This is a genomic window from Synechococcus sp. Lug-A (genome assembly GCF_024345655.1).
Lineage (GTDB): Bacteria > Cyanobacteriota > Cyanobacteriia > PCC-6307 > Cyanobiaceae > MW101C3.
Window position 1 is genome coordinate 21368 of the sequence record NZ_JAGQBN010000006.1, and the last position, 20098, is coordinate 41465.

Sequence of the window (20098 nt, forward strand, 5' to 3'; positions counted from 1 at the left end):
TCCACCAAACCGGCCCAGCGCCCTGCCATGGACTGCGGGTGAACTCATAATGTGGCGATTACGTATTGGACCAGCCAGACGGTGCCTGCTGCGGGGGGGCCTAACCCCACCACCCATCCCCCTGAGGCCTCACCGCCGCCGCGTCGCCCGCTGAAACTGCTGCTGGTGGCGGCGCCGTACCATCTCGCCACCGCCGACCTGCGCGGCGTCATGCACCTGCTCCAGAGCAGCGACAGCGGTTTCGATGTAAAACTTGAAGTGGCCCACCCGGCCGAGCGCCCGGAGCTTTTGGAGCTCCACCGCCTCGTGGCCACCCCGGCCTTGGTGAAACTTGAACCGAAGCCCCGCCAGGTGTTTGCCGGAAACACCGTGCTGCAGCAGCTCAAGGGCTGGCTACCCCGCTGGCAGCAGCGGGAAGTGGTGAGCGGCCTTGGCATGAGCCTGCGCCCCGCAGAAATGGATGGCAGCCGCACGCAGCGGGAACTGCAGCTGGAAGATCAATTGCTGGTGCTGCGCCAGGAGAACGAAACCCTGATTGAGCGGCTGGGGGTGCAGGAACGCCTGCTGCGCATGGTGGCCCATGAACTGCGTACGCCGCTCACCGCGGCCAAGCTGGCGCTGCAGAGCCTGCAGCTCGGCCACATCGACACCACGCGTTGCCGCGACGTGCTCGACCGGCGGCTGGACGACATCGAGCACCTCTCCAAGGACCTGCTGGAAGTGGGGACCACCCGCTGGGAGGCCCTCTTCAATCCCCAGCAGCTTGGCTTGGCCTCGGTGGCGGCGGAGGCGATTCTGGAGCTTGAAAAGCTATGGGTGGGCCGCGACATCCAGCTGATTACCGACATTCCCGCCGACCTCCCGGCCGTGTTTGCCGATCAGCGGCGCATGCGGCAGGTGCTGCTCAACCTGATCGAGAACGCCTTGAAATTCACCCCTGACGGGGGCCAGGTGCACCTCACGCTGCTCCACCGCACCAACCAGTGGCTGCAGGTGAGTGTCTGCGACACCGGCCCGGGCATTCCCAGAAACGAACAGCAGCGGGTGTTCCTGGAGCGGGTGCGCCTGCCCCAGACCTCGGGCACCACCTCAGGCTTCGGGGTGGGCCTGTCCGTGTGCAGGCGGATCGTGGAAGTGCATGGCGGTCGGATCTGGGTGGTTTCGGAGCCGGGAGAAGGGGCCTGCTTCCATTTCACCGTGCCGGTGTGGAACGGTCAGAACGCGGCAGTCGCTTCTCCTCCTTGACGAAGGGCCACTCCGACCCGTAGCGTCCAACACGTCGGATGGAGAGGCTTCGAACGCCCTTCACCCGTGGCCTCGCCCCCATCGTCTAGAGGCCTAGGACACCTCCCTTTCACGGAGGCGACAGGGGTTCGAATCCCCTTGGGGGTATATCTTAAGTCAGAATACGATCTTTATTTATTACATTCAAGATTAGATTCTATCTGTTTTTGTTTTCATACAGCCAAATCCGATTTGTTTCCCTTTTCAAGCGTCTGATTTATTCGGTCAATCGTTCAGTTCGGGGCAACATCCTCAGCACAGTCCATCCAGCTCAGTGCAGGGCATCAGCCTTTGGGCTGGGGCCGTCCTGCTCAACGCCAGCCATCATTAACTACCGGAAGCCAAGCTTTGTAGGGAGCACACTCTCTCCGTGACGGCATCAAGGCTTGATCCTCTGGGGGTCTGAGGCTCAACAAGTCGGCATTCCGTTTTCTGTGAGTTTCCGCCACAAGATCAGCGGCTGTAAGCCCAGCCAGGCACCGCCTGGTGGTCTCAGAGGCGGCCCGAGCGGCGCAGTGCTTCCTGTTGCACTGCCCGCAGGTTGGCAGCCAGGTCTTCGCGCAGGCGCTGCTCAATCAGCGCGATCGGCATGCCCGGGCGGCCCTGCACGGTGAGGTCGTAAAGGAGCCGGGAGCCGATCGGATCCGGGCTCACCTGCCACGCCCCTTCAAAACGGCGGAAATCGCCCTGGATCATGGCGAAGCGGAGCATGCCGTGTTCCCGCACTTCCTGGAGCTCCAGTTCCACCCGCGCCGAGAAGCGCAGACCGCAGAACTGTTGACAGCCCACCTGCTCCAGACCCACCCGGTCGTCACGGCGCCACAGCAACCGCGAGGTGGAGAGGTTCGGGATGAAGCGACTGAGGTTCTCGTAATCCGTGAGCACCGACCAGATCAGGTCGTCCTTGAGGTCGATGCGCAGCTGAACGGCCAGACGGCGGGCCCCCTGGGGCAGGCGCTCCATCTCCTGTTGGATGGTGTCGAGGGGGCAGGAGTGTTGCCCTGTGGCCGGGCTTGACGCAGTGATGAGCGAACCGGCGGAAGACACCACGTAGAAACACCCCAGTGCCGGGGAACGTAGGGGAGAGGACAACCTGTTGTCGCGCACCAAACTTAGCCCTGATGCCCGGATGTCGGCGTCAGGAACCGCGCACCTGCTGGGGAGCCGGTTGTGGCTTCGGAGCGTTGCCTAAGATCTGACAGCCTTTTTCCGCAGTGAGTCGCTTCATGCGCACCTCGACCGCCGCGCTTCGCCAGTCCGATGCCCGCATGTTCACCCTGGTGGTGGAAGGGCTGCAGGGTCCCGGAGAGCGAGCGGCCGAACGTCGCTTCATGGTGCCGCTGTCCCGGATGCAGGCCACGCTGCGCCTGATCAACCAGCAGGGAGGACGACTGATCTCGGTCACCCAATCCGACCAGGCCCCCACCCCATCTCCTGACCCCGGCCCCTCCGACCCGGTCGCCCCCCCCGCCATCGCTCCTGTGACCACCACCGCCGCCAAAGAACCGGGCAAGCACGAGGCCGTGCCCGTGAACCTCTACAAGCCGAAGGACCCCTATGTGGGCACCGTGCTCGGAAACTATTCCCTGCTCGCCGAGGGGGCGATCGGCCGGGTGAACCACATCACTTTCGACCTCTCCGAGGGCAAGCTCCACTACGTGGAAGGCCAGAGCATCGGCATCATTCCCGATGGCACCGACACCAACGGCAAACCGCACAAGCTGCGTCTGTATTCGATCGCCAGCACCCGCCACGGCGACAACCTCGAAGACAAAACCGTGTCGCTCTGCGTCCGCCAGCTGCAATACGAGAAAGACGGCGAGACCATCAACGGTGTCTGCTCCACGTTCCTCTGTGACATCGAGCCCGGCGCCAAGGTGCGGATCACGGGGCCCGTGGGCAAGGAAATGCTCCTGCCGCCCGACGAAGACGCCAACGTGATCATGCTGGCCACCGGCACCGGCATCGCACCGATGCGAGCCTATCTGCGCCGCATGTTCGATCCCGGCGAGCGTGAGAAGAACCCCCTCTACCAGTTCAAAGGCAAGGCCTGGCTGATCATGGGCGTGCCCACCACCGCCAACCTGCTCTACGAAGACGACTTCCAGAGCTACCTGAGCCACTTCCCCGACAACTTCCGCTACACCAAGGCCATCAGCCGCGAGCAGCAGAACCCCTCGGGCGGCCGTATGTACATCCAGGACCGGGTGGCCGAACACGGCGAAGAGATCTTCAACATGATCGAAGACCCCAAGACCCACGTCTACATGTGCGGTCTGCGGGGCATGGAGCCCGGCATCGACGAAGCCATGACCAAGGCCGCCGAAGCCAAAGGGCTGACCTGGTCGGAGCTGCGCCCCCAGCTCAAGAAAGCCGAGCGCTGGCACGTGGAAACCTACTGAGCCGGCTGCTTCCTGCAGGCTTGGCCCGCCCTCTGGGCGGGCTTTTTTTTGCCGAAACCCCCACATAGCCGCCTGGGCACTCCGTGGGTGGCCGGTTCCCGGCTTTCGTGGATGAATCAGGCCCGCCCTTCCCCCATGACCGCCGTCCTCACCAATCCGCTCAGGGTCGGGTTGCGCCAGGAGCGGGTGATCTCGCCCCAGTGTCTGGTGATCTTCGGCGCCAGCGGCGACCTCACCCACCGCAAGCTGATTCCGGCGCTGTTCGAGCTGTTTCGCCAGCGGCGCCTGCCCAGCGAGTTCGCCGTGCTGGGCTGTGCCCGCCGCCCCTGGAGCGATGAAGAGTTCCGCGCCCGCATGACCGAGGCCCTGGCGGAGGAGGTGGCCGACCACGCCAGCGCCTGGGAACAGTTCAGCAGCGGCCTCTTCTACGAGCCGGTGGACCTGCAGGTGCCTGAGCATCTGGTGCGCCTGGGCCAGCGGCTCGAGGCCATCGACCGGCTACGGGCCACCCGCTCCAACCGCACCTTCTACCTGTCGGTGTCGCCCACCTTCTATGGCAGCGGCTGCCGCGCCCTCGCCGATGCCGGCCTGCTGAGCGACCCGCAGCGCAGCCGGGTGGTGATCGAGAAGCCCTTCGGTCGTGACTACGGGAGCGCCGAGAAGCTCAACCGAATCGTGCAGGCCTGCGCCCAGGAAAACCAGGTCTTCCGGATCGACCACTACCTGGGCAAGGAAACGGTCCAGAACATCCTGGTGCTGCGCTTCGCCAACACCATCTTCGAGCCGATCTGGAACCGCAACTTCATCTCCAGCGTGCAGATCACCGCCGCTGAAACCGTGGGGGTGGAGGAGCGGGCCGGCTACTACGAAAGCTCCGGCGCCCTGCGGGACATGGTGCAGAACCACCTCACCCAGATGCTGGCGCTCACCACCATGGAAGCGCCGGGCCGCTTCGACCCGGAAGCGATCCGCAACGAGAAGGCCAAGGTGCTGCAGGCCGCTCGCCTCGCCGATGAGGCCGAGCCCTGGAACTGCTGCGTACGCGGCCAGTACGGACCCGGCGGCTCCCGCAGCCGGCCGATCAAGGGCTACCGGGAGGAGCCAGGGGTCAACCCGAACAGCACCACCGAAACCTATGTGGCGATGAAGCTGTTCATCGACAACTGGCGCTGGCAGGGGGTGCCCTTCTATCTGCGCACCGGCAAGCAACTGCCCAAGCGGCTCAGCGAGGTGGTGCTCACCTTCCGTGAGGCGCCGGTGCACCTCTTCGACGCCGCCGGCGGCAGCCCAACCGCCAACCAGCTGATCCTGCGCATCCAGCCCAACGAGGGCGCCGAATTCCGCTTCGAGGTGAAGGCTCCGGGATCGGGCATGCGCAGCCGGCCAGTCGACATGCAGTTCTCCTACGACGAATCGTTCGGGGAACCCTCCGATGAGGGCTACGTGCGCCTGCTCGCCGACGCCATGCTGGGAGATCCCACCCTGTTTACCCGCGGCGATGAGGTGGAAGCGGCGTGGCGCCTCTACACCCCCCTGCTGGAGCTGATCGAGGACAGTCCCTGGCAGCTGCCGGTCCAGCCCTATGAGGCCCGCACCTGGGGCCCCGCCGCTGCCGACAGCCTGCTCGCCAGCGACGACCTGGTCTGGCGCCGCCCCTGAACGCCTCGGCCTCCACCATCCACATCCGTCCCGTCCCCCCTCCCTCCCCCTCTCTCCATGAGCCCCCAACTGACCCTTCAGGCCCCGGTGGAACTGCCGCCCCCCGAGCTCACCGGCTACCTGGAGAAGCTCTGGCAGCACGACCTGGGGCACAGCAGCGGGGCCAGCACCTTCACCCTGCTGGTGTGGCAACCGGCCTGGGTGGAACAGCACCTGGTGCGGCTGGGCCGGCTGGAAGGCCCGGTGACCGGGGTGGTGCGTCCGGAAGTGCTGGAGGCGGCCCGTGAAGCGGTCGACTTCTGCGGCCTTCCCCCCAGCACCTCGCCGCTGGCACCAGAACTGGCCTGGGCGCTGGGCGAGCACGCGGGGGTCGACCACGTCGGCGAAGACCTGCGCGGCCAACACGTGGAATCGGCGATCAGCGCCTACCAGCCGCGCCGGCTGATCACCCTGGCGCCCACGCTCAGCAATAGCGCCGGCCTGGAAACGCTTGTGGCGGCCTACTGCCCGCTCAGCGAGGAAGGCAACAACGGCGCCACCTGCGGAGATGTGGTGGTGCTGCGCGGCGACTTCGACGCCCTGCGGCAGGGCCTGAGCCTGCTGCAGCCCCTGGTGCCCGACGACCTGCCCTGCTGGGTGTGGTGGAACGGTTCGCTGGAGGAAGCGCCCGATCTGCTGGCGGCCCTCAGCAGCCCGGGGCGCCGGCTGGTGATCGACAGCGCCCTCGGCCCGCCGCGCCGCTGCCTTGATCTGCTGGAGGAGCGCGTCAACAGCAGCACCGCCGTCAACGACCTCAACTGGCTGCGGTTGCGCGGCTGGCGGGAGTCGCTGGCGATGGTGTTCGACCCGCCCGGTCGGCGCGAATCGCTCAGCCACGTGGTGCACCTCGACATCGATGTGGAGGGCAGCCATCCGGTGCAGGGGCTGCTGCTGGCCGCCTGGATCGCCGACCGACTCGGCTGGCACTTTGTGACCAGTTACAAAATGGACGGTGACTCCATCGGCGCCGACTTCGAGCGCAGCGACGGCAAGGAAGTGCGCCTCAAGCTCATGCCGGTGCCGGTGGGGATCCCCAGCAGCCACCCGGGCACGATCGTGGGGTTGCGGCTGATCTGCGAACCCGACGATCGCAAGCCGCTCTGCGTGATCCTCTGCTCGGAAACCGGCGGCTGCATGCGGCTGGAGGCCGGCGGCGTGGCGCGGATGGAGCTGGCGGAAGATGTGGTGCCGAAGGTGCCCGGGTCCGATGAGATGGAAATGGGGCGGCTGCTGGGTGGCGGCCACGACTCCACCACGCCGCTGCTCGCCGCCGCTGCTCCGCTGGCAGCCAAGCTGCTGCCGAACTGAGGCTGTCCTGAACCCAGCGGCGGGGGGCCGGCACTGATGGCCTGCCTGATTGCGGCCCCCTGCAGCGGCAGCGGCAAAACGCTGCTCAGCCTGGCGCTCACGGCCCTGCTGCGCCAGCGCGGCCGCAGCGTCCAGACCTTCAAGGTGGGGCCCGACTACCTCGATCCCCAGTTGCTGGCCCGGGTGAGCGGCCGGCCGTGCCGCAACCTCGACCACCTGCTCTGCGGCCCCGAATGGGTGGAGCGCAGTTTCCACTGGTGGGGCCGTCAGGCCGACCACTGCCTGGTGGAGGGGGTCATGGGCCTGTTCGACGGCCGCGGGCCCGGCGACGAGGGCAGCTCCGCCGAGCTGGCCGTCGCGCTGCAGCTGCCGGTGGTGCTGGTGGTGGAAGCCAGCCGCCAGGCCGGATCGGTCGCGGCGCTGGTCAACGGTTTCCGGCACCATCGCCGCGACCTCACCATGGCCGGGGTGGTGCTCAACGGCGTAAGCACCGCCCGGCACCAGGCGCTGCTGAGCGAAGCGCTCGCCGCCATCGGCATGCCGGTGCTGGGCCTGCTGCCGCGCCACCCCAGCCTGAGCCTGCCGTCACGGCACCTGGGGCTGCTGCCCGCCCATGAGCTCCACGACCTCACGCGCACCTGCGGAGAATGGGCAGCGCTGGCCGAGCAGCACCTTGATCTCGCGCAGCTGCTGCCCCTGCTGGCACCCCCCGCCAGTTCACCAGAGACCGCCTCCGGCGGCGATCCGATCCAATGGGCGCTCGGGCTCGAACACGAAACCCCAGCACCCGAGCCCGTGCGTGTGGCCATTGCCGCCGATGCCGCCTTCCACTTCCGCTACCCGGAAGCCACCGAACTGCTCGAAGCGGTGGGGGTGGAGCCGCGGCTTTGGCAGCCCCTGGCCGATGCGCCGCTGCCGCCGGATTGTCAGGGGGTAATCCTGCCGGGCGGCTACCCGGAGCTGCACGCGCCGGAACTGGCTGCCGCCCGGCGCAGCCTGGCTGACCTGCGGCGTGCCGCAGCCGCCGGCCTGCCGATCTTCGCCGAATGCGGTGGCCTGCTGCTGCTGGGGCAGGCGTTGGAGGATCCAGAGGGCCAGCCCTACCCGATGGCTGGCCTGCTGCCGTTCACGGCCCGACGCGGGGCTCTCCAGCTCGGCTACCGACAGGCCACCCCCAGCCACGACGGGCTGGTGGCACGCTGCGGAGAATCCGTCTGCGGCCACGAATTCCACCGCTGGGAGCTGCACCCCACTCCCACGGCAGCCTCTGTGTCGGGCGGCAACGGTGTGATGGACGGAATCAAGCCGCTGTGGCAGCTTGAGGGATGGGGTTGCCCACCGCGGAGTGAAGGATGGACGACGCGCACGCTTCACGCCAGCTGGCTTCACCTCCACTGGGCTGGGTGTTCGGCGATCTGCCGGCGCCTCCACGACGCAGCCCGGCGGACAGCTCCGTTCGCCGTGGCGGCGGCAGCCGCCGCAGCGCCGGCTCCCTGGCCTCCCGGGAGCGCTGGCAGCTGATCGTGCGCGGCCATGTGCAGGGTGTGGGCTACCGCCAGGCCTGCTGCCGCGCCGCTGCCGCGCTCGGCGTGGCGGGCTGGGTGCGCAACCGCAGCGATGGTTCGGTGGAGGTGCAGGCGGAAGGCCCGAACCAGCAGCTGCTGGATCTGCGGCTCTGGTGTGAGTCGGGGCCGCCCGGGGCACTGGTGAGTGAGGTGATCCCCAGCCTGATGCCGATCGCTGGCGACGACTGGTTCGAGATCCGCCGCTGAGCGCGGCGTGTGCGTCATCCTGGCCGGGACCGCCAACGCGCCCTGGCGCCCCGATGCACGACCCCTCGCTCTGGACCGAACTGATTGCCTACGGCAGCGGCATCAGCCTCAGCCCGATCCATGTGGGCCTGCTGCTGCTGTTGCTTCTCGGTGAGCACCCCCTGCGGCGGGGTGGCCTGTTCGTGCTCAGCTGGGTCGTCACGATCGCCGTGATGGTGACCGTGCTGCTCACCCTGGGCCACGGCCTGCTGCTCACCATGGAGCAGGGCAGCAGCCACCGCACGGGGCTGGATCTGATGGGGGCCGGGGCCCTGCTCACCCTGGGGGTGCGGGAGCTGCTGCCGACCAGCCGCGGTGCTGGTCCGGAGGAAGCTCCAGGCTGGACGCGCCAGCTCGACCGTTTCTGCCGCCTGCCCCTGCCGCTGCTGATCGGCGCCGGGGCGGCGCTGGAGGTGGTCAGCCCGGACGACCTGTTCCTGATGGCCAAGGGGGCATCGGCGCTGCTGGCGGCTCAACTGGGCCGCGGGCAGGAGCTGCTGATGGCCGCAGTCTTCACCCTGGCGTCCAGCCTGCTGCTGCTGGTGCCGTTCCTGGCGGTGGCCCTGGCCCGCGAGCGCATGCTGCCGCGGCTCGAGAGCGCCAAGAAGCTGCTGTTCGCCCGGGGGGATCTGGTGGTGGGCGGCCTCAGCCTGGCGCTGGCGGCCTACCTGGCCTGGCAGGGCATCGAAGGCCTGCGCATGGTCTGAGCCGCCGGGCTCAGGCCTCGGGGTCTGCCAGCCAGCGGCTCCAGCAGTCGCGATCGGCGCTGGAGCCCGCTCCCGCCACCATCCATACCGCCGTGCGGGCCCGGCTCACCGCCACGTACACCAGCTGCCGGCGCAGCTGCAGATCGGAGGGCCAGAACACATCGTCGGCGATGAACACCTCACCAAAGCTGCTGCCCTGGCTGCGGTGCACCGTGAGCACGGCCGCCGGCGCCAGGGAGGCGAAGGCATCCCGCACCAGGAAGTAGCGACGCCAGAGACCGCGGGCTTCCTTCTTGCCCAGCGCCCTGGCCTGCTGCCGCAGCTGCGCCAGCACCCCTTCCAGCTGCCGCCGGGCCGGGGAGCCCGCCGCCGGCAGCAACCGCAGCGACAGCTCCCCGTCGGGCTGCTGCACGGTCACCAGTTGGGTGTCGATCACCGGCGCGGTCAGCCCGTCCAACAGCTCCAGCACCTCCCGGCCTGCCAGGCCGAACTCCGCCAGATCGCAACGCTCGGGCTTCACGTCGCGCACCACCAGCTCCCGGTTCGACGCCAACACCATGTCCGGTTCCTCGCCCCCCTCCGCCCCCTCCCGGCAGGCGGGCGCCATCACCGCCATGCGCGTGATCAGCACTTCACCCGGCAACACCGGCAGCTGGTCGGCCATCTCGCCGTGGATGGCGCGCCGGGCGAGGGGCACCAGCTGCTCAAGGCTGCGGTTCGTATAACAGAGGATGCGGGCCTGGTCGGGGTTGTCCCCCTCGGCGGCGCGGCGCAGGGCCTGCTGAGCCGCCGCCAGCCAGGCGGAGCGCTCCAGCAGGGCCACCATGCCCTCCGGCTGCCGGATGGCCGGCAGCTGAGGCGGCAACCGGCAGGGCAGCCGCTCCTCCCGCAGGCCGGTGGCCAGGCGCAGCACCGGACCCTGGTGGCGCACCACCTGCTCGAGCCGGGCCAGCTCGGCCCGCTGCAGATCGAACACGGGGCTGAGCGGTTCCCCCACGGGCGGCAGCTGGGCGGGATCGCCCACGAACACCAGCCGGGTGCCGTAGGGATGGGCGCAGCGCAGGGCGATCTGCAGCAGGGTGCTGTCCACCATCGAGGCCTCATCGATCAGCACCAGGGCCAGCGGCTCCAAGGCCACCGCCGTCTGCTCGGTTTCCTCACAGATCTCGCGGCCGCCGTCACGGCGCAGCTTCAGGCGCAGCAGCCGGTGCAGGGTGGAGGGAAACCAGGTGGGCCGCAGGCCGCTGAGCTCGAGGTACTGGCGCAGCACGCCCACCGCTTTGTGGGTGGGAGCCACCACGGTCCAGCAGAGATCCCGACGCTCCACCTCCGCCAGAAAGGCCATCGAGAGGTACGTCTTGCCGGTTCCGGCGTAGCCGCTCAGCACGAAAGGCCGACCATCAGCAGGAGCGTCCAGCCAGGCCACGAAGGCCTTGACCGCCTGGCGCTGACCTGGCGTGAAGGCTTGGGCATCAGCGGCAGGAAGGCTCAAGCCATCGGCAACCAGCCCCAGCTCTGGGCGATCTGCAGCGGCGAACCCACCAGGGCCAGACCGGTGAGGGCGATGGCGGGGCCCATCAGGCTGCCGGCCAGCACCTCCAGGCGCGTATGGCCCAGGTTTTCCTTCAGCGGCTTGGCTGGTGCGGCGTCCTGCCAGGTGGCAGGCGGCAGGGCATTGATCGCACCAGCCTGTAGCCCGGCGGCCCGGCGCACGCCGCTGGCGTCGTACATCACCACGAACGCCACGGTGGCGGCAAAGGCGAACAACGGATCATCGAAGCCCTGCTGCCAGCCGATGCCCGCCGCCGCGCCTGTGACCAGGGCGGCGTGACTGGACGGCATGCCGCCGGTTTCGAACAGCACCGCCGGGCGCCAGCGGCGGTGCTCCACCAGCTCGATGAGCAACTTCGAGCATTGCGCCAGACCGCAGGCGATCAGCGCCCAGGCCAGCACACCATTGCCAAGCAGTTGAAACAGGGGAGGGGTTCCGGAGGGGACAGCGATCATCGATCGCGGCTGGTGATGTAGTCAGCCAGGGCCACCAGCGGGCCGGCCTGGGCCAACCAGGGCTGAAGTGCCTCCTTGGACTCCCGCACCAGGGCATCGGCACGGCGACGCGACTCCTCCAGCCCCAGCAGCTTCGGGTAGGTGGTCTTGTCGGCGGCCAGATCTTTGCCGGCCGTCTTGCCCAGCACGGCACTGCTGGCGGTGAGGTCCAGGATGTCGTCGATGATCTGGAAGGCCAGGCCGATGCCGCGGGAATAGGTGCGCAGGGCGTCCAGCAGATCGTCCTCGGCGCCGGCGATCAGGGCGCCGGTGAGCACACTGGCCTGCAGCAGGGCACCGGTCTTGTGCAGGTGGATGTATTCGAGCGTGTCGAGATCCACCTGGCGGCCCTCGGATTCCAGATCCACCACCTGGCCGCCCACCAGCCCGGGGGCGCCGGCCGCCAGCGACAGCTCACCCAGCACCCGCAGCAGCCGTTCGGGGGCCACGCCGGGGCTGCGCAGCGCCACCATCTCGAAGGCACGGGTCAGCAGGGCGTCGCCGGCAAGGATGGCATTGGCTTCTCCGAACACCTTGTGGTTGGTGGGGCGTCCGCGGCGCAGGTCGTCGTTGTCCATGGCGGGCAGGTCGTCATGGATCAGCGACATGGTGTGGATCATCTCCAGTGCCACCGCGGTGGGAAGCGCCAGGGCACTGGTGCCTCCCGCCAGTTCGCAGCTCGCCAGGCAGAGGATCGGCCGCAGCCGCTTGCCCCCCGCCAGCAGCGAGTAGCGCATCGCCTCCCGCAATGACTCGGGCCGCTCCGGGCCGAGGGCGGCATCGAGGGCCTGCTCCACGCGCTGGCGGGACGCCTCCAGGTAGGCCGCGAAATCGAAATCCGTGCTCACCGCCACGGCCATGGGTACCAGCGCACTGCGGCGGATTCTCTCAGGCCACGGCGCCGCTGAGCGCCTATGGCAACAGATCGGCGAGCGGATCGTCCGCCGGAGCTCCAGCCCCATCCACAGCGAGCGCTGGGGCGAAGGTCGCCCGCCAGCTGGCCACCGTGTTGACCAGGAGCATCGTCACGGTCATGGGCCCCACACCACCGGGCACCGGCGTGATCGCCGCCGCCAGCGGCTCCACCTCCTCGAAGCGCACATCGCCGCAGAGCCCGCCGCGGCCGCCGGGCCCCTCAGCCGCTGACGGCGGCAGCCGGTGGATGCCCACATCCACCACCACCGCTCCGGGTTTCACGTGCTCGGCACCGATCAGCCGCGGCCGACCGGCCGCCACCACCAGCACATCCGCCTCGCGGCACAACGCCGCCAGATCGCGGCTCCGCGAGTGAGCCACGGTGACCGTGGCATTGGCGGCCTGCAGCATCAGCGCCATCGGCTGGCCCACCAGGATGCTGCGCCCCACCACCACGGCGCGGGCCCCCTCCAACGGCACCTGGGCGCGCGCCAGCAGGGCCATCACGCCGGCGGGGGTACAGCTGCGCGGACCGGGTTCCCCCTTGAGCAGGCGACCCAGGTTGCACGGGTGCAGGCCATCGGCATCCTTGGCCGGGTCGATCGCATTGAGGAGCGGCCCCTCCGCCAGCCCCGGCGGCAGGGGCAACTGCAGCAGGATGCCGTCCACAGCGGGATCGGAGTTAAGACGTTGAATCTCGGCGAGCACCGTGGCGGCGCTGCTGTCGGCAGGCAGGTGGGCGCCGTGGCTGGCGATGCCGACCCGGGCCGAGGCCTTCTCCTTGTTGGCCACATAGACGCCGCTGGCCGGATCATCACCGACACGCAGCACGGCCAGCCCCGGCGGCCTACCGGCCCGCTCCAGGCCCGCCGTCACCACCTGCTGCAGGCGCTGCTCCACGTCCTTCGCCAGTTGCCGCCCATCGAGGAGCTTCGCCATGCCCACCACAAACGGTTCAAGGCCCAGCATGCAGCCAGACCACGATTGACGTCCTCGCTAGCTTGACCACTTCGGAGGTGGAAAGTGTGCTGCTGCGTCGGCGCATCCAGAGGCTCTGGCAGCGATGGCTCCGGCAGGAATCGCCATGCCAGGCGCTCTGTCCATGGCGCCGACGCGACTGGCTGGCCGTGGCTCTGGTGTGCGTGCTGGTGGCGGGGGTGTCGAGCTGGCCCTGGCTGGTGGAACCGAGCCTGAGGCCGGGAATCCCGGCCCCGCAGAGCACCCGGGCACCGGAAGCCGCCACAGTCGTGGACAGCGACGCCCTGGAGCAGCGGCGTTTTCAGCTGGGCAGCCGCACCCACGTGCAGGTGGTAGATCCCCAGGCCGATCGGGAGCTGCAGCAGCGCCTGGAGCGGCAACTGCGGGAGCTGGAGTTGGTGGCGGCCTCCCCCCAGAACCGGGTGGGGCCGCTCAATCTGAACCCGGTGGAGCAGGCGTGGCTGATCAGCCTCACGCCGCAGCAACTGGCGCAATGGCAGCAGGCGCTGCGGCTGGCCCAGCGGCGCATGCTCAGCCAGGGCATCGTGAGCAGCATCGCCAAGAGCCAGCTACAGGCGGCCGCCGCCCTGCAGCTGGCGCCGCTGGCGGAGCCGGGCCTGGGCCTGGGCAGCCGGCTGCTGGCGGTGAACCTGCAGGGCCGCACCAACCTGCGCACCGATGCCGGCCTCACCCAGGGCTTGATCGAAGAGCTGCTCACCCAGCAGGGCATTCCGCGCATCACCGTGGAGAAAGGAGAACTGATCACCCGCCAGGGGGAACCGATCAGCCCCCAGGCCTACGACGTGCTCGATTACTTCGGCATGGTGAACCGGAGGCCCCTGCTACGGGCCTGGCTGGGCCATGCCTTCGAAGCCTTCGCCGGCAGTGCGGTGATGGTGCTGCTGCTGCGGCGCTGGCGCGCGAGCCTGGAGCCCCGCCATGCGCTGCTGGCCCTGGGGACCCTGCTGGTGGTGCAGGGCTGCAAATTGTGGCTCGGCAACACCGCCAGCCCGCTGGCGCTGCTGGTGCCCCCCACCCTGCTGCTGGCCCAGGCTCTGGGCACTGGCGCTGGCCTGGCCTGGCTGGCGGTGGCCAGCCTGCTGTGGCCCCAACCCCTCGATGGCTTCAACGAGCAGCGCCTGCTGGTGGCCGCCCTGGTGGCAGTGGTGGCGGCGGTGCTGGCAGGCCGGCAGCGCAGCCGCGCCCAGCTGGTGCAGCTGGCGCTTGTGCTGCCGGTTGGGGCCCTGGCCCTGCAATGGCTGGTGCTGCAGGTGTCGTATCGGTTGCCCAACAGCGCACGGGTGACGCCCAGCGGCGCAGAGCTGGTGGGAGAGGCGCTGCTGATGGGTGGCCTGCTGATGGGCGGCCTGCTGCTGGGACCGCTCGTCGAGAGTTTCTTCGGGCTGCTCACGCGCGCGCGGCTGCTGGAGCTGGCCGACCTGGAGCGCCCCCTGTTGCGGCGGCTGTCGATGGAAGCGCCGGGCACCTTCGAGCACACCTTGATGATCTGCGGGCTGGCCGAGGAGGGCGCCCGGGCGATCCAGGCGGACGTCGACATGATCCGCACCGGCGCCCTGTATCACGACGTCGGCAAGTTGCACGCGCCGCAATGGTTTATCGAAAATCAATCGGAGGGCGCCAACCCCCACGAAACGCTCAACGACCCCTTCGCCAGCGCCGCGATCCTGCAGGCCCACGTGGACGAGGGGCTCAAGCTGGCCCGCAAATACCGCCTGCCGCGGCCGCTGGCCGATTTCATCCCCGAGCACCAGGGGACTCTGAGAATGGGCTACTTCTTCCATCAAGCCCGGGAGCAGGATCCCGATGTGCCCGAGCAGCGCTTCCGCTACCGCGGGCCCACGCCCCAGAGCCGCGAAACGGGAATCCTGATGCTGGCCGATGGTTGCGAGGCCGCGCTGCGCTCGCTGCCGCCCGGCACCTCGGAGCAGGAGGCCTGCGCCATGGTGCGCCGGATCATCGAAGCACGCCTCAGCGATGGCCAGCTCAAGGACAGCGGCCTGAGTCGGGGCGAACTGGAACTGGTGATCAGGGCGTTCGTGCGGGTGTGGAAGCGGATGCGTCATCGGCGGATCCCTTACCCGATCCCCGCCCGGAAGGCCTACAGCGCCTGAGCCCCTGCAGCTTGCGCTCGAGCACCACCGAGGCCGGCAGCAGGGTGATGGCGTTGGCGGCGATCAGGGGCCCGTCGCGGGTGATCAGGCCATAGAGCAGCCAGCAGCAGATGCCTGCGGTGAAGAGCGTGTACATGCGCAGGGAGATGCCACTGGTATCGCCACTGCGCAGGGTTTTGATCGCCTGGGGGAAAAAGCTCAAGGTGGTGAGCGCCGCCGCGCCATACCCCAGCAAGGTGGTGGAGGTGGCAGTCATCGGGCCGGGCGCGTTGACCTCAGCATGGCGGAGGCGCCGCAGGGTGGGAGGAGCGATAGGGTCCCCCGAGACAGGTCTTGTGATGGCTCCTCTTCCAGCGCAACTTCTGGCGGGAGCCTCTGCCAACGGCAAGCTCGGCGTGATGGTGTGCGGCCATGGCAGCCGCAACCGTCTGGCCGTCGAGGAATTCGCCCAGCTTGCGATCGGGCTGCAACAACGCCTGCCCCATCTGCCGGTGGCCTACGGCTACCTGGAATTCGCCCGGCCAATCCTGCGCGACGGCCTCGACCAGCTGCGCCAGCAGGGCGTGGAGCATGTGCTGGCGGTGCCGGGAATGCTGTTCGCCGCCGGCCACGCCAAGAACGACATTCCCTCGGTTCTGAACACATATGCGGCCGAATCCGGTCTGCGCATTGATTACGGCCGCGAGCTGGGTGTCGACCGCAAGATGATCGAGGCGGCGGGTGCCCGCATCCGTGGCGCGCTGCAGCAGGCGGATGCCGCCGCTGCCGCCGCCGGTGAGCCAGCGGTGCCGCTGCACGACACCCTCTTGGTGGTGGTGGGACGCGGCTCTTCCGATCCCGATGCCAACTCCAACGTCAGCAAGGTGACCCGCATGCTGGTGGAGGGGTTCGGGTTCGGCTGGGGCGAAACGCTCTACTCCGGTGTCACGTTTCCGCTGGTGGAACCGGGGCTGCGCCATGTGGTGAAGCTGGGCTTTCGCCGCATCGTGGTGTTTCCCTACTTTCTTTTCTCCGGCGTACTGGTGAGCCGCATCCGGCTGCACAGTGAGCGTGTGGCGGCAGATCATCCCGCCGTGGACTTCGTGCAGGCTCCTTATCTCGGTGACCATCCACTGGTGATCGACACCTTCCATGAACGTGTGGAAGAAGTGGTGCGCGGGGACACCCAGATGAACTGTTCGCTCTGTAAGTACCGGGCGCAGGTGCTGGGCTTCGAAGCGGAGGTGGGTGATCCGCAGCGGAGTCACCACCACCATGTCGAGGGGTTGATCGAATCCTGCACATTGTGCGAACGCGAATGCACCGGCGCCTGCCAGCCCGATGGGGTGCCGATTCCCCTAGGCAGCGGGCAGGGCCACAGCCATAGCTACAGCCACAGCCAAGGAGAAGGACCCGCAGAGGCCCCCGGGCCGGCCCACAGCCACGTGCACGGCCCGGAGCAGACGGAGCATGGCCCCGTCCACGACCACGCGCATCACCAGGGTCAGCCCCACGACCACAGCCACACCCGTTACCCCCACGCTGACCACCCGCTCGGGCCTCGCAGCCTGACGGCAGCACCCCCAGCCAAGGGAGACCCAGCCGTCTCGCCGACCCCCGGGACTCAAGAGATCCACGGAGCATAAGCCCTACTGATGTGTCACCGATTTCCCCAGGCACCCATGGTTTTCCCCAGAACGGGAGGGGTTTTTCCACAGGCGAGATCGGAGAATGGCCTTTCAAGCCCTTGAATCTGGGGATTACGCGGGTTTCCAGGCAGCCTTCTTGACAAACGTTCTCAGTGGCATCACCCGCCAGACCGATTGCCGATGGCCAGCGACGAAGAGCCACCGCAGCTGACTTTCTCAAGGCGAGCCGGCATGGGTTTCACCCAGGCCCCCCGCTTTGACGGGCCTGCCGTCGCTGTGGCTATCTAGGCAGGACCAGGGAGCCACGGCATTGAGCGACGCGCTGAACAGGACCACAGGCCAAGGACGCAACGGCATGCGCAGCAGCGAGGCCGCCAGTGGCTCAGGACGGAGTGAGGCCTATCCAGGCGAAGCCGGGGTGGCTGCAGAAAGCCGCGTGAGTCTTGAGGCGGAGATCCCTGAGCTGCTGTTCGACGGCATGCGCGACTTCATCCGCAGCCATCCCCACTGGGACCAGTACCAGCTGGTCAGTTCAGCCCTGGCCAGCTTCCTGTTCCAGAACGGCTGCACCGACGGCTGCGTCACCCAGCATTACCTCAACGGTCTGTTCATGCGCAACCAGCCGCCCGAAGGCCGCCTCGTCTGACAGCAGCTTGCCCGGAGTCCAGCGGGCCTGACGCGAGATCAGCCGTCATCGCCCGAGACCAGCAGCCATGGCCGATGGGCGCCAGTGAAGCCGGAGACAGGCACGCGTGAATGGAGACAGGCCGCCCATGCTGAAGAACGGCCTGTAAAGCTCGCGCTCCTGATCCACCCAAGGTCCTCCTCGCAGCCGCTTCGGCTGTTGATCCACGCGCCTTCTGATCCACGCGTCGTTTATTGCACCCGCGATTCAGCCACTCGGTGGTTCCGTGAGCACGTGTCCTCCAGGCCCATTGCTCTGAACAACGCCAGCGAGCACGCAAGCTGCAAGCACGTGGGCGCCAAGCAACGCAGCATCAAGTCCTGCTCGATGGCTGGCTGCCGATTCACAGGCCGCTGATCACTGGATCCCACCTTGATGGTTTCACCGGATCTCACCTTGCTGTTCCAGCCGTTGTCGTTCCCAAGCCGCTGTCTCGCGCGTTGTTGTCTCGAATCCTGCTGACTCGAAACCTGCTGACTCGAAGGTTGCTGCGTCACACGTTGCTGACTCGCAGTGGCTGCTCAAGCTGCTGATTGGCAGGTTGAAGCTTTACGCGTCGCGGCTTCACTCGCTAAGGGTTTGTCGGCCGCCGAACAGCAAACAACCGGGTGAAGGAGAGGTCCTGCGCAGCGGAACACCACCAAATCACAGGCCCGCTGCCTGTGGCGCCAGCAATAAAAAAGCGGAAACCTTAAGGCCCCCGCTTTGGAATCTCCCTTGCCCGACCCGGTTAAAGGTCGCCTGCAAATTGTGCAGGAGGGTCCAGATCGCTTTTGTGGTCGTTGACACCGCCCGCGTGGTCCGGTCAGGACGCGCTCACAGCCTCATCGATCGCGCCAGTGCGCAACCTGTGGGCGGCATGGGCGCAGGCCCGCCAGGTGATTGCCATCTCCGTGAGCGTGGGGCTCTGCCAGCCGGCACTGGGCCAGCAGGCCCCATCGGTGACCAGCAGATTGGGGGCCTGCCAGCAGCGGTTCAAGGGGTCCACCACCCCGGCGTCCGGGCCAGCCGCCATGCGGGCACCGCCCAGTTCATGGATGAAGTAGCCCGGCGGGGCCGCCTCCGGTGACAAAGCCACTCCAAGGCGCAGCAGCGGCTCGGCCAGCGGAAACAGGAACAGATCCTCCAGCGGCCGGATGCACCCACCGGCGGCAGCCACCACCGCCGCCATGCGCGCCTGCATGTGGGCCACCATCCGCGTTTCGTTCTCGCCCCAATGCACGTCGATGTGGGGGGCCGGCAGGCCCCAGGCATCGGTGGCAGTGGCTGAAAGGGTGAGCCGGTTGTGGGCCTGGGGCAGCACTTCCCCCTGGCCGATCAGGAAGCCCACCGCCTCCCGCTGGCGCCGCTTGAGCAGAGCCGGCGGATCGAAGCGCTGCACGCCGGCCCAGATGCCGTAGCCGCGGCGGAAGGGCAGAGGCTGGTCATCGGCGCCGAGGTTCACGGTGTTGGGGATGAAGGCACTGCCCGCTCCCGACAGTTCACTGGGGCCGGTCGGGGCCGGCTGATCGGGCAGCGCGAAGAACCGGCAGCTGGAGATGTGATCCATCAGGTGGCACCCGAGGCTGCCGGAGGGGTCCGCCAGCCCATTGGGCTGATGCGCCTCTGTGGAGTGGAGCAGGATCCGCACCGATTCCAGCGTGGAGGCGCAGAGCACCACCAGCTGGGCCTGCACCCGCTGCCGTGCACCGCTGGCCCGCTCCACGTACACCACCGCTTCGGCGCGGCGGCGGGTGCGATCAACCTCCACATGGCTCACCACCGCCCCCGGACGCAGCGTCACCCGGCCCGTGGCCAGGGCCTGGGCCAGCGCCCCGCCCTGGGAGCAGGAGCGGGGCCAGGGGCCGCTGCCGGGGCGGTGCAGCGCGAAGCCACGGGAGTGGATCAGCGGCAGATTCAGCTCCCGGGCGATCGCCTGCTGAAGGTGGCGCTCCGCTGGCGTGAACGGCAGCGGCGGCTGAAACTCCCCATCCGGCAGCTGGGGCAGGCCATCGCGGTGGCCGTGCACGCCGTGGAAGCGCTCGAGTCGGGCGTAGTAAGGGGCCAGGTCGGCGTGGGAAAGCGGCCAGGACGGGCCGTGGCCATCCCGCTCGCCCGCCTTGAACTCGTGGTCGGAGAGGCGCAGGGTGATGCCGCCCCAGGTGAGACTCTTGCCGCCCACCTGACGCCCCCGGCTCCAGAGGAAGGGGCGGTCGGGAGGCGTGCTGTAAGGGTTCTCTCGCTCATCCACATACAGCTCCGGGTTGGCCTTCCAGTAGCCCGGATGCTGCACCTGCCGCCACTGCCGGCCGCTGCTGATGTTGGCCACCCGCCTGAGGCTGTTCAGGGGCTCGCTGCCGAAAGCCTGGCGGGCGCTGAGCGCGGGGCCGGCGTCCAGCACCAGCACCCGCAGGCCAGCGCTCGCCAGCACCATGGCGGCAACTCCGCCGGTGGCGCCGGACCCCACCACCACCGCATCAAACAGGGGTCCGGGATCAGCGAGAGGCATCGGCTGGCCAGCAACG

The 20098-nt window shown here is 68.3% G+C and carries 17 protein-coding genes and 1 tRNA gene; 11 read left to right on the forward strand and 7 right to left on the reverse strand.

Translation table 11 applies throughout. The annotated features are described in order from the left end of the window. Nucleotides 1-51 precede the first annotated feature (51 nt). Together KBY86_RS05830 and KBY86_RS05835 are read left to right on the forward strand one after the other, a co-directional pair. On the forward strand, nt 52-1245 hold the full coding sequence (locus KBY86_RS05830) for a histidine kinase (RefSeq protein WP_369802970.1): 1194 nt from the start codon (nt 52-54) through the stop codon (nt 1243-1245). A gap of 74 nt (nt 1246-1319) precedes the next feature. Then, nucleotides 1320-1392, forward strand: a tRNA-Glu gene (locus KBY86_RS05835). A 384-nt stretch (nt 1393-1776) separates the two neighbouring features. On the opposite strand, the gene KBY86_RS05840 is transcribed toward KBY86_RS05835, so the two are convergent. Beyond that, nucleotides 1777-2247, reverse strand: a complete 471-nt coding sequence (locus KBY86_RS05840; RefSeq protein ID WP_255099709.1) for an SRPBCC family protein — start codon at nt 2245-2247, stop codon at nt 1777-1779. Between the two features lie 263 nt (nt 2248-2510). On the opposite strand from KBY86_RS05840, the gene petH reads away from it, so the two are divergent. From petH to KBY86_RS05870, 6 genes are all read left to right on the forward strand, one after another. Then, nucleotides 2511-3686: a ferredoxin--NADP reductase gene (gene petH / locus KBY86_RS05845; protein ID WP_255099710.1), complete on the forward strand. Its 1176-nt coding sequence runs from the start codon at nt 2511-2513 to the stop codon at nt 3684-3686. 135 nt (nt 3687-3821) lie between these two features. Beyond that, nucleotides 3822-5345, forward strand: coding sequence for a glucose-6-phosphate dehydrogenase (gene zwf, locus KBY86_RS05850; RefSeq protein ID WP_094510394.1), 1524 nt, complete (start codon nt 3822-3824; stop codon nt 5343-5345). 57 nt (nt 5346-5402) lie between these two features. Continuing rightward, a complete protein-coding gene (locus KBY86_RS05855) occupies nt 5403-6692 on the forward strand; it encodes a glucose-6-phosphate dehydrogenase assembly protein OpcA (protein ID WP_094510393.1) in 1290 nt (429 codons plus the stop codon). Between the two features lie 36 nt (nt 6693-6728). After that, nucleotides 6729-8213: a cobyrinate a,c-diamide synthase gene (locus tag KBY86_RS05860; RefSeq protein WP_255140568.1), complete on the forward strand. Its 1485-nt coding sequence runs from the start codon at nt 6729-6731 to the stop codon at nt 8211-8213. 2 nt (nt 8214-8215) lie between these two features. Further along, nucleotides 8216-8464 carry an acylphosphatase gene (locus KBY86_RS05865; protein WP_233132726.1) on the forward strand — a complete coding sequence of 83 codons (249 nt, stop codon included), beginning with the start codon at nt 8216-8218 and terminating at the stop codon, nt 8462-8464. Nucleotides 8465-8517: 53 nt separating this feature from the next. Next, complete coding sequence (locus tag KBY86_RS05870; RefSeq protein ID WP_255099712.1) at nt 8518-9210, forward strand: GAP family protein; 693 nt, start codon at nt 8518-8520, stop codon at nt 9208-9210. 10 nt (nt 9211-9220) lie between these two features. Here the strand turns inward: KBY86_RS05870 and KBY86_RS05875 are convergent, their stop codons facing one another. From KBY86_RS05875 to folD, 4 genes are read right to left on the reverse strand one after another with little or no spacing between them, the layout of a single operon-like run. Beyond that, nucleotides 9221-10702, reverse strand: a complete 1482-nt coding sequence (locus tag KBY86_RS05875; RefSeq protein ID WP_255140569.1) for an AAA family ATPase — start codon at nt 10700-10702, stop codon at nt 9221-9223. After that, the gene (locus KBY86_RS05880) at nt 10699-11217 is read right to left on the reverse strand and encodes a divergent PAP2 family protein (RefSeq protein ID WP_255140570.1); all 519 of its coding nucleotides are present in this window, start codon (nt 11215-11217) and stop codon (nt 10699-10701) included. Before KBY86_RS05880 ends, KBY86_RS05875 begins: the two co-directional genes overlap by 4 nt. Next, on the reverse strand, nt 11214-12116 hold the full coding sequence (gene crtE, locus KBY86_RS05885) for a geranylgeranyl diphosphate synthase CrtE (protein ID WP_255099715.1): 903 nt from the start codon (nt 12114-12116) through the stop codon (nt 11214-11216). Before crtE ends, KBY86_RS05880 begins: the two co-directional genes overlap by 4 nt. Nucleotides 12117-12168: 52 nt before the next feature. Next, entirely contained in the window at nt 12169-13110 is a 942-nt protein-coding gene (gene folD, locus KBY86_RS05890) for a bifunctional methylenetetrahydrofolate dehydrogenase/methenyltetrahydrofolate cyclohydrolase FolD (RefSeq protein ID WP_255140571.1), read from the reverse strand. Between the two features lie 62 nt (nt 13111-13172). Between folD and KBY86_RS05895 the strand changes: the two genes are divergently transcribed. Continuing rightward, nucleotides 13173-15281 (forward strand): HDIG domain-containing metalloprotein, encoded by a 2109-nt coding sequence (locus KBY86_RS05895; protein WP_233132725.1) that lies wholly within the window; start codon nt 13173-13175, stop codon nt 15279-15281. Here the strand turns inward: KBY86_RS05895 and KBY86_RS05900 are convergent. Beyond that, a complete protein-coding gene (locus KBY86_RS05900) occupies nt 15196-15537 on the reverse strand; it encodes a SemiSWEET family sugar transporter (RefSeq protein WP_094510388.1) in 342 nt (113 codons plus the stop codon). The genes KBY86_RS05895 and KBY86_RS05900 overlap by 86 nt on opposite strands. A gap of 82 nt (nt 15538-15619) precedes the next feature. Here KBY86_RS05900 and KBY86_RS05905 point away from each other — a divergent pair, with 82 nt between their 5' ends. Further along, nucleotides 15620-16906: a CbiX/SirB N-terminal domain-containing protein gene (locus KBY86_RS05905; protein ID WP_255140572.1), complete on the forward strand. Its 1287-nt coding sequence runs from the start codon at nt 15620-15622 to the stop codon at nt 16904-16906. A 358-nt stretch (nt 16907-17264) separates the two neighbouring features. Then, the gene (locus KBY86_RS05910) at nt 17265-17555 is read left to right on the forward strand and encodes a DUF2811 domain-containing protein (RefSeq protein WP_094510386.1); all 291 of its coding nucleotides are present in this window, start codon (nt 17265-17267) and stop codon (nt 17553-17555) included. 844 nt (nt 17556-18399) lie between these two features. Here KBY86_RS05910 and KBY86_RS05915 read toward each other — a convergent pair. Continuing rightward, a complete protein-coding gene (locus tag KBY86_RS05915) occupies nt 18400-20082 on the reverse strand; it encodes a GMC oxidoreductase (RefSeq protein ID WP_255140573.1) in 1683 nt (560 codons plus the stop codon). Between the last annotated feature and the right edge of the window lie 16 nt (nt 20083-20098).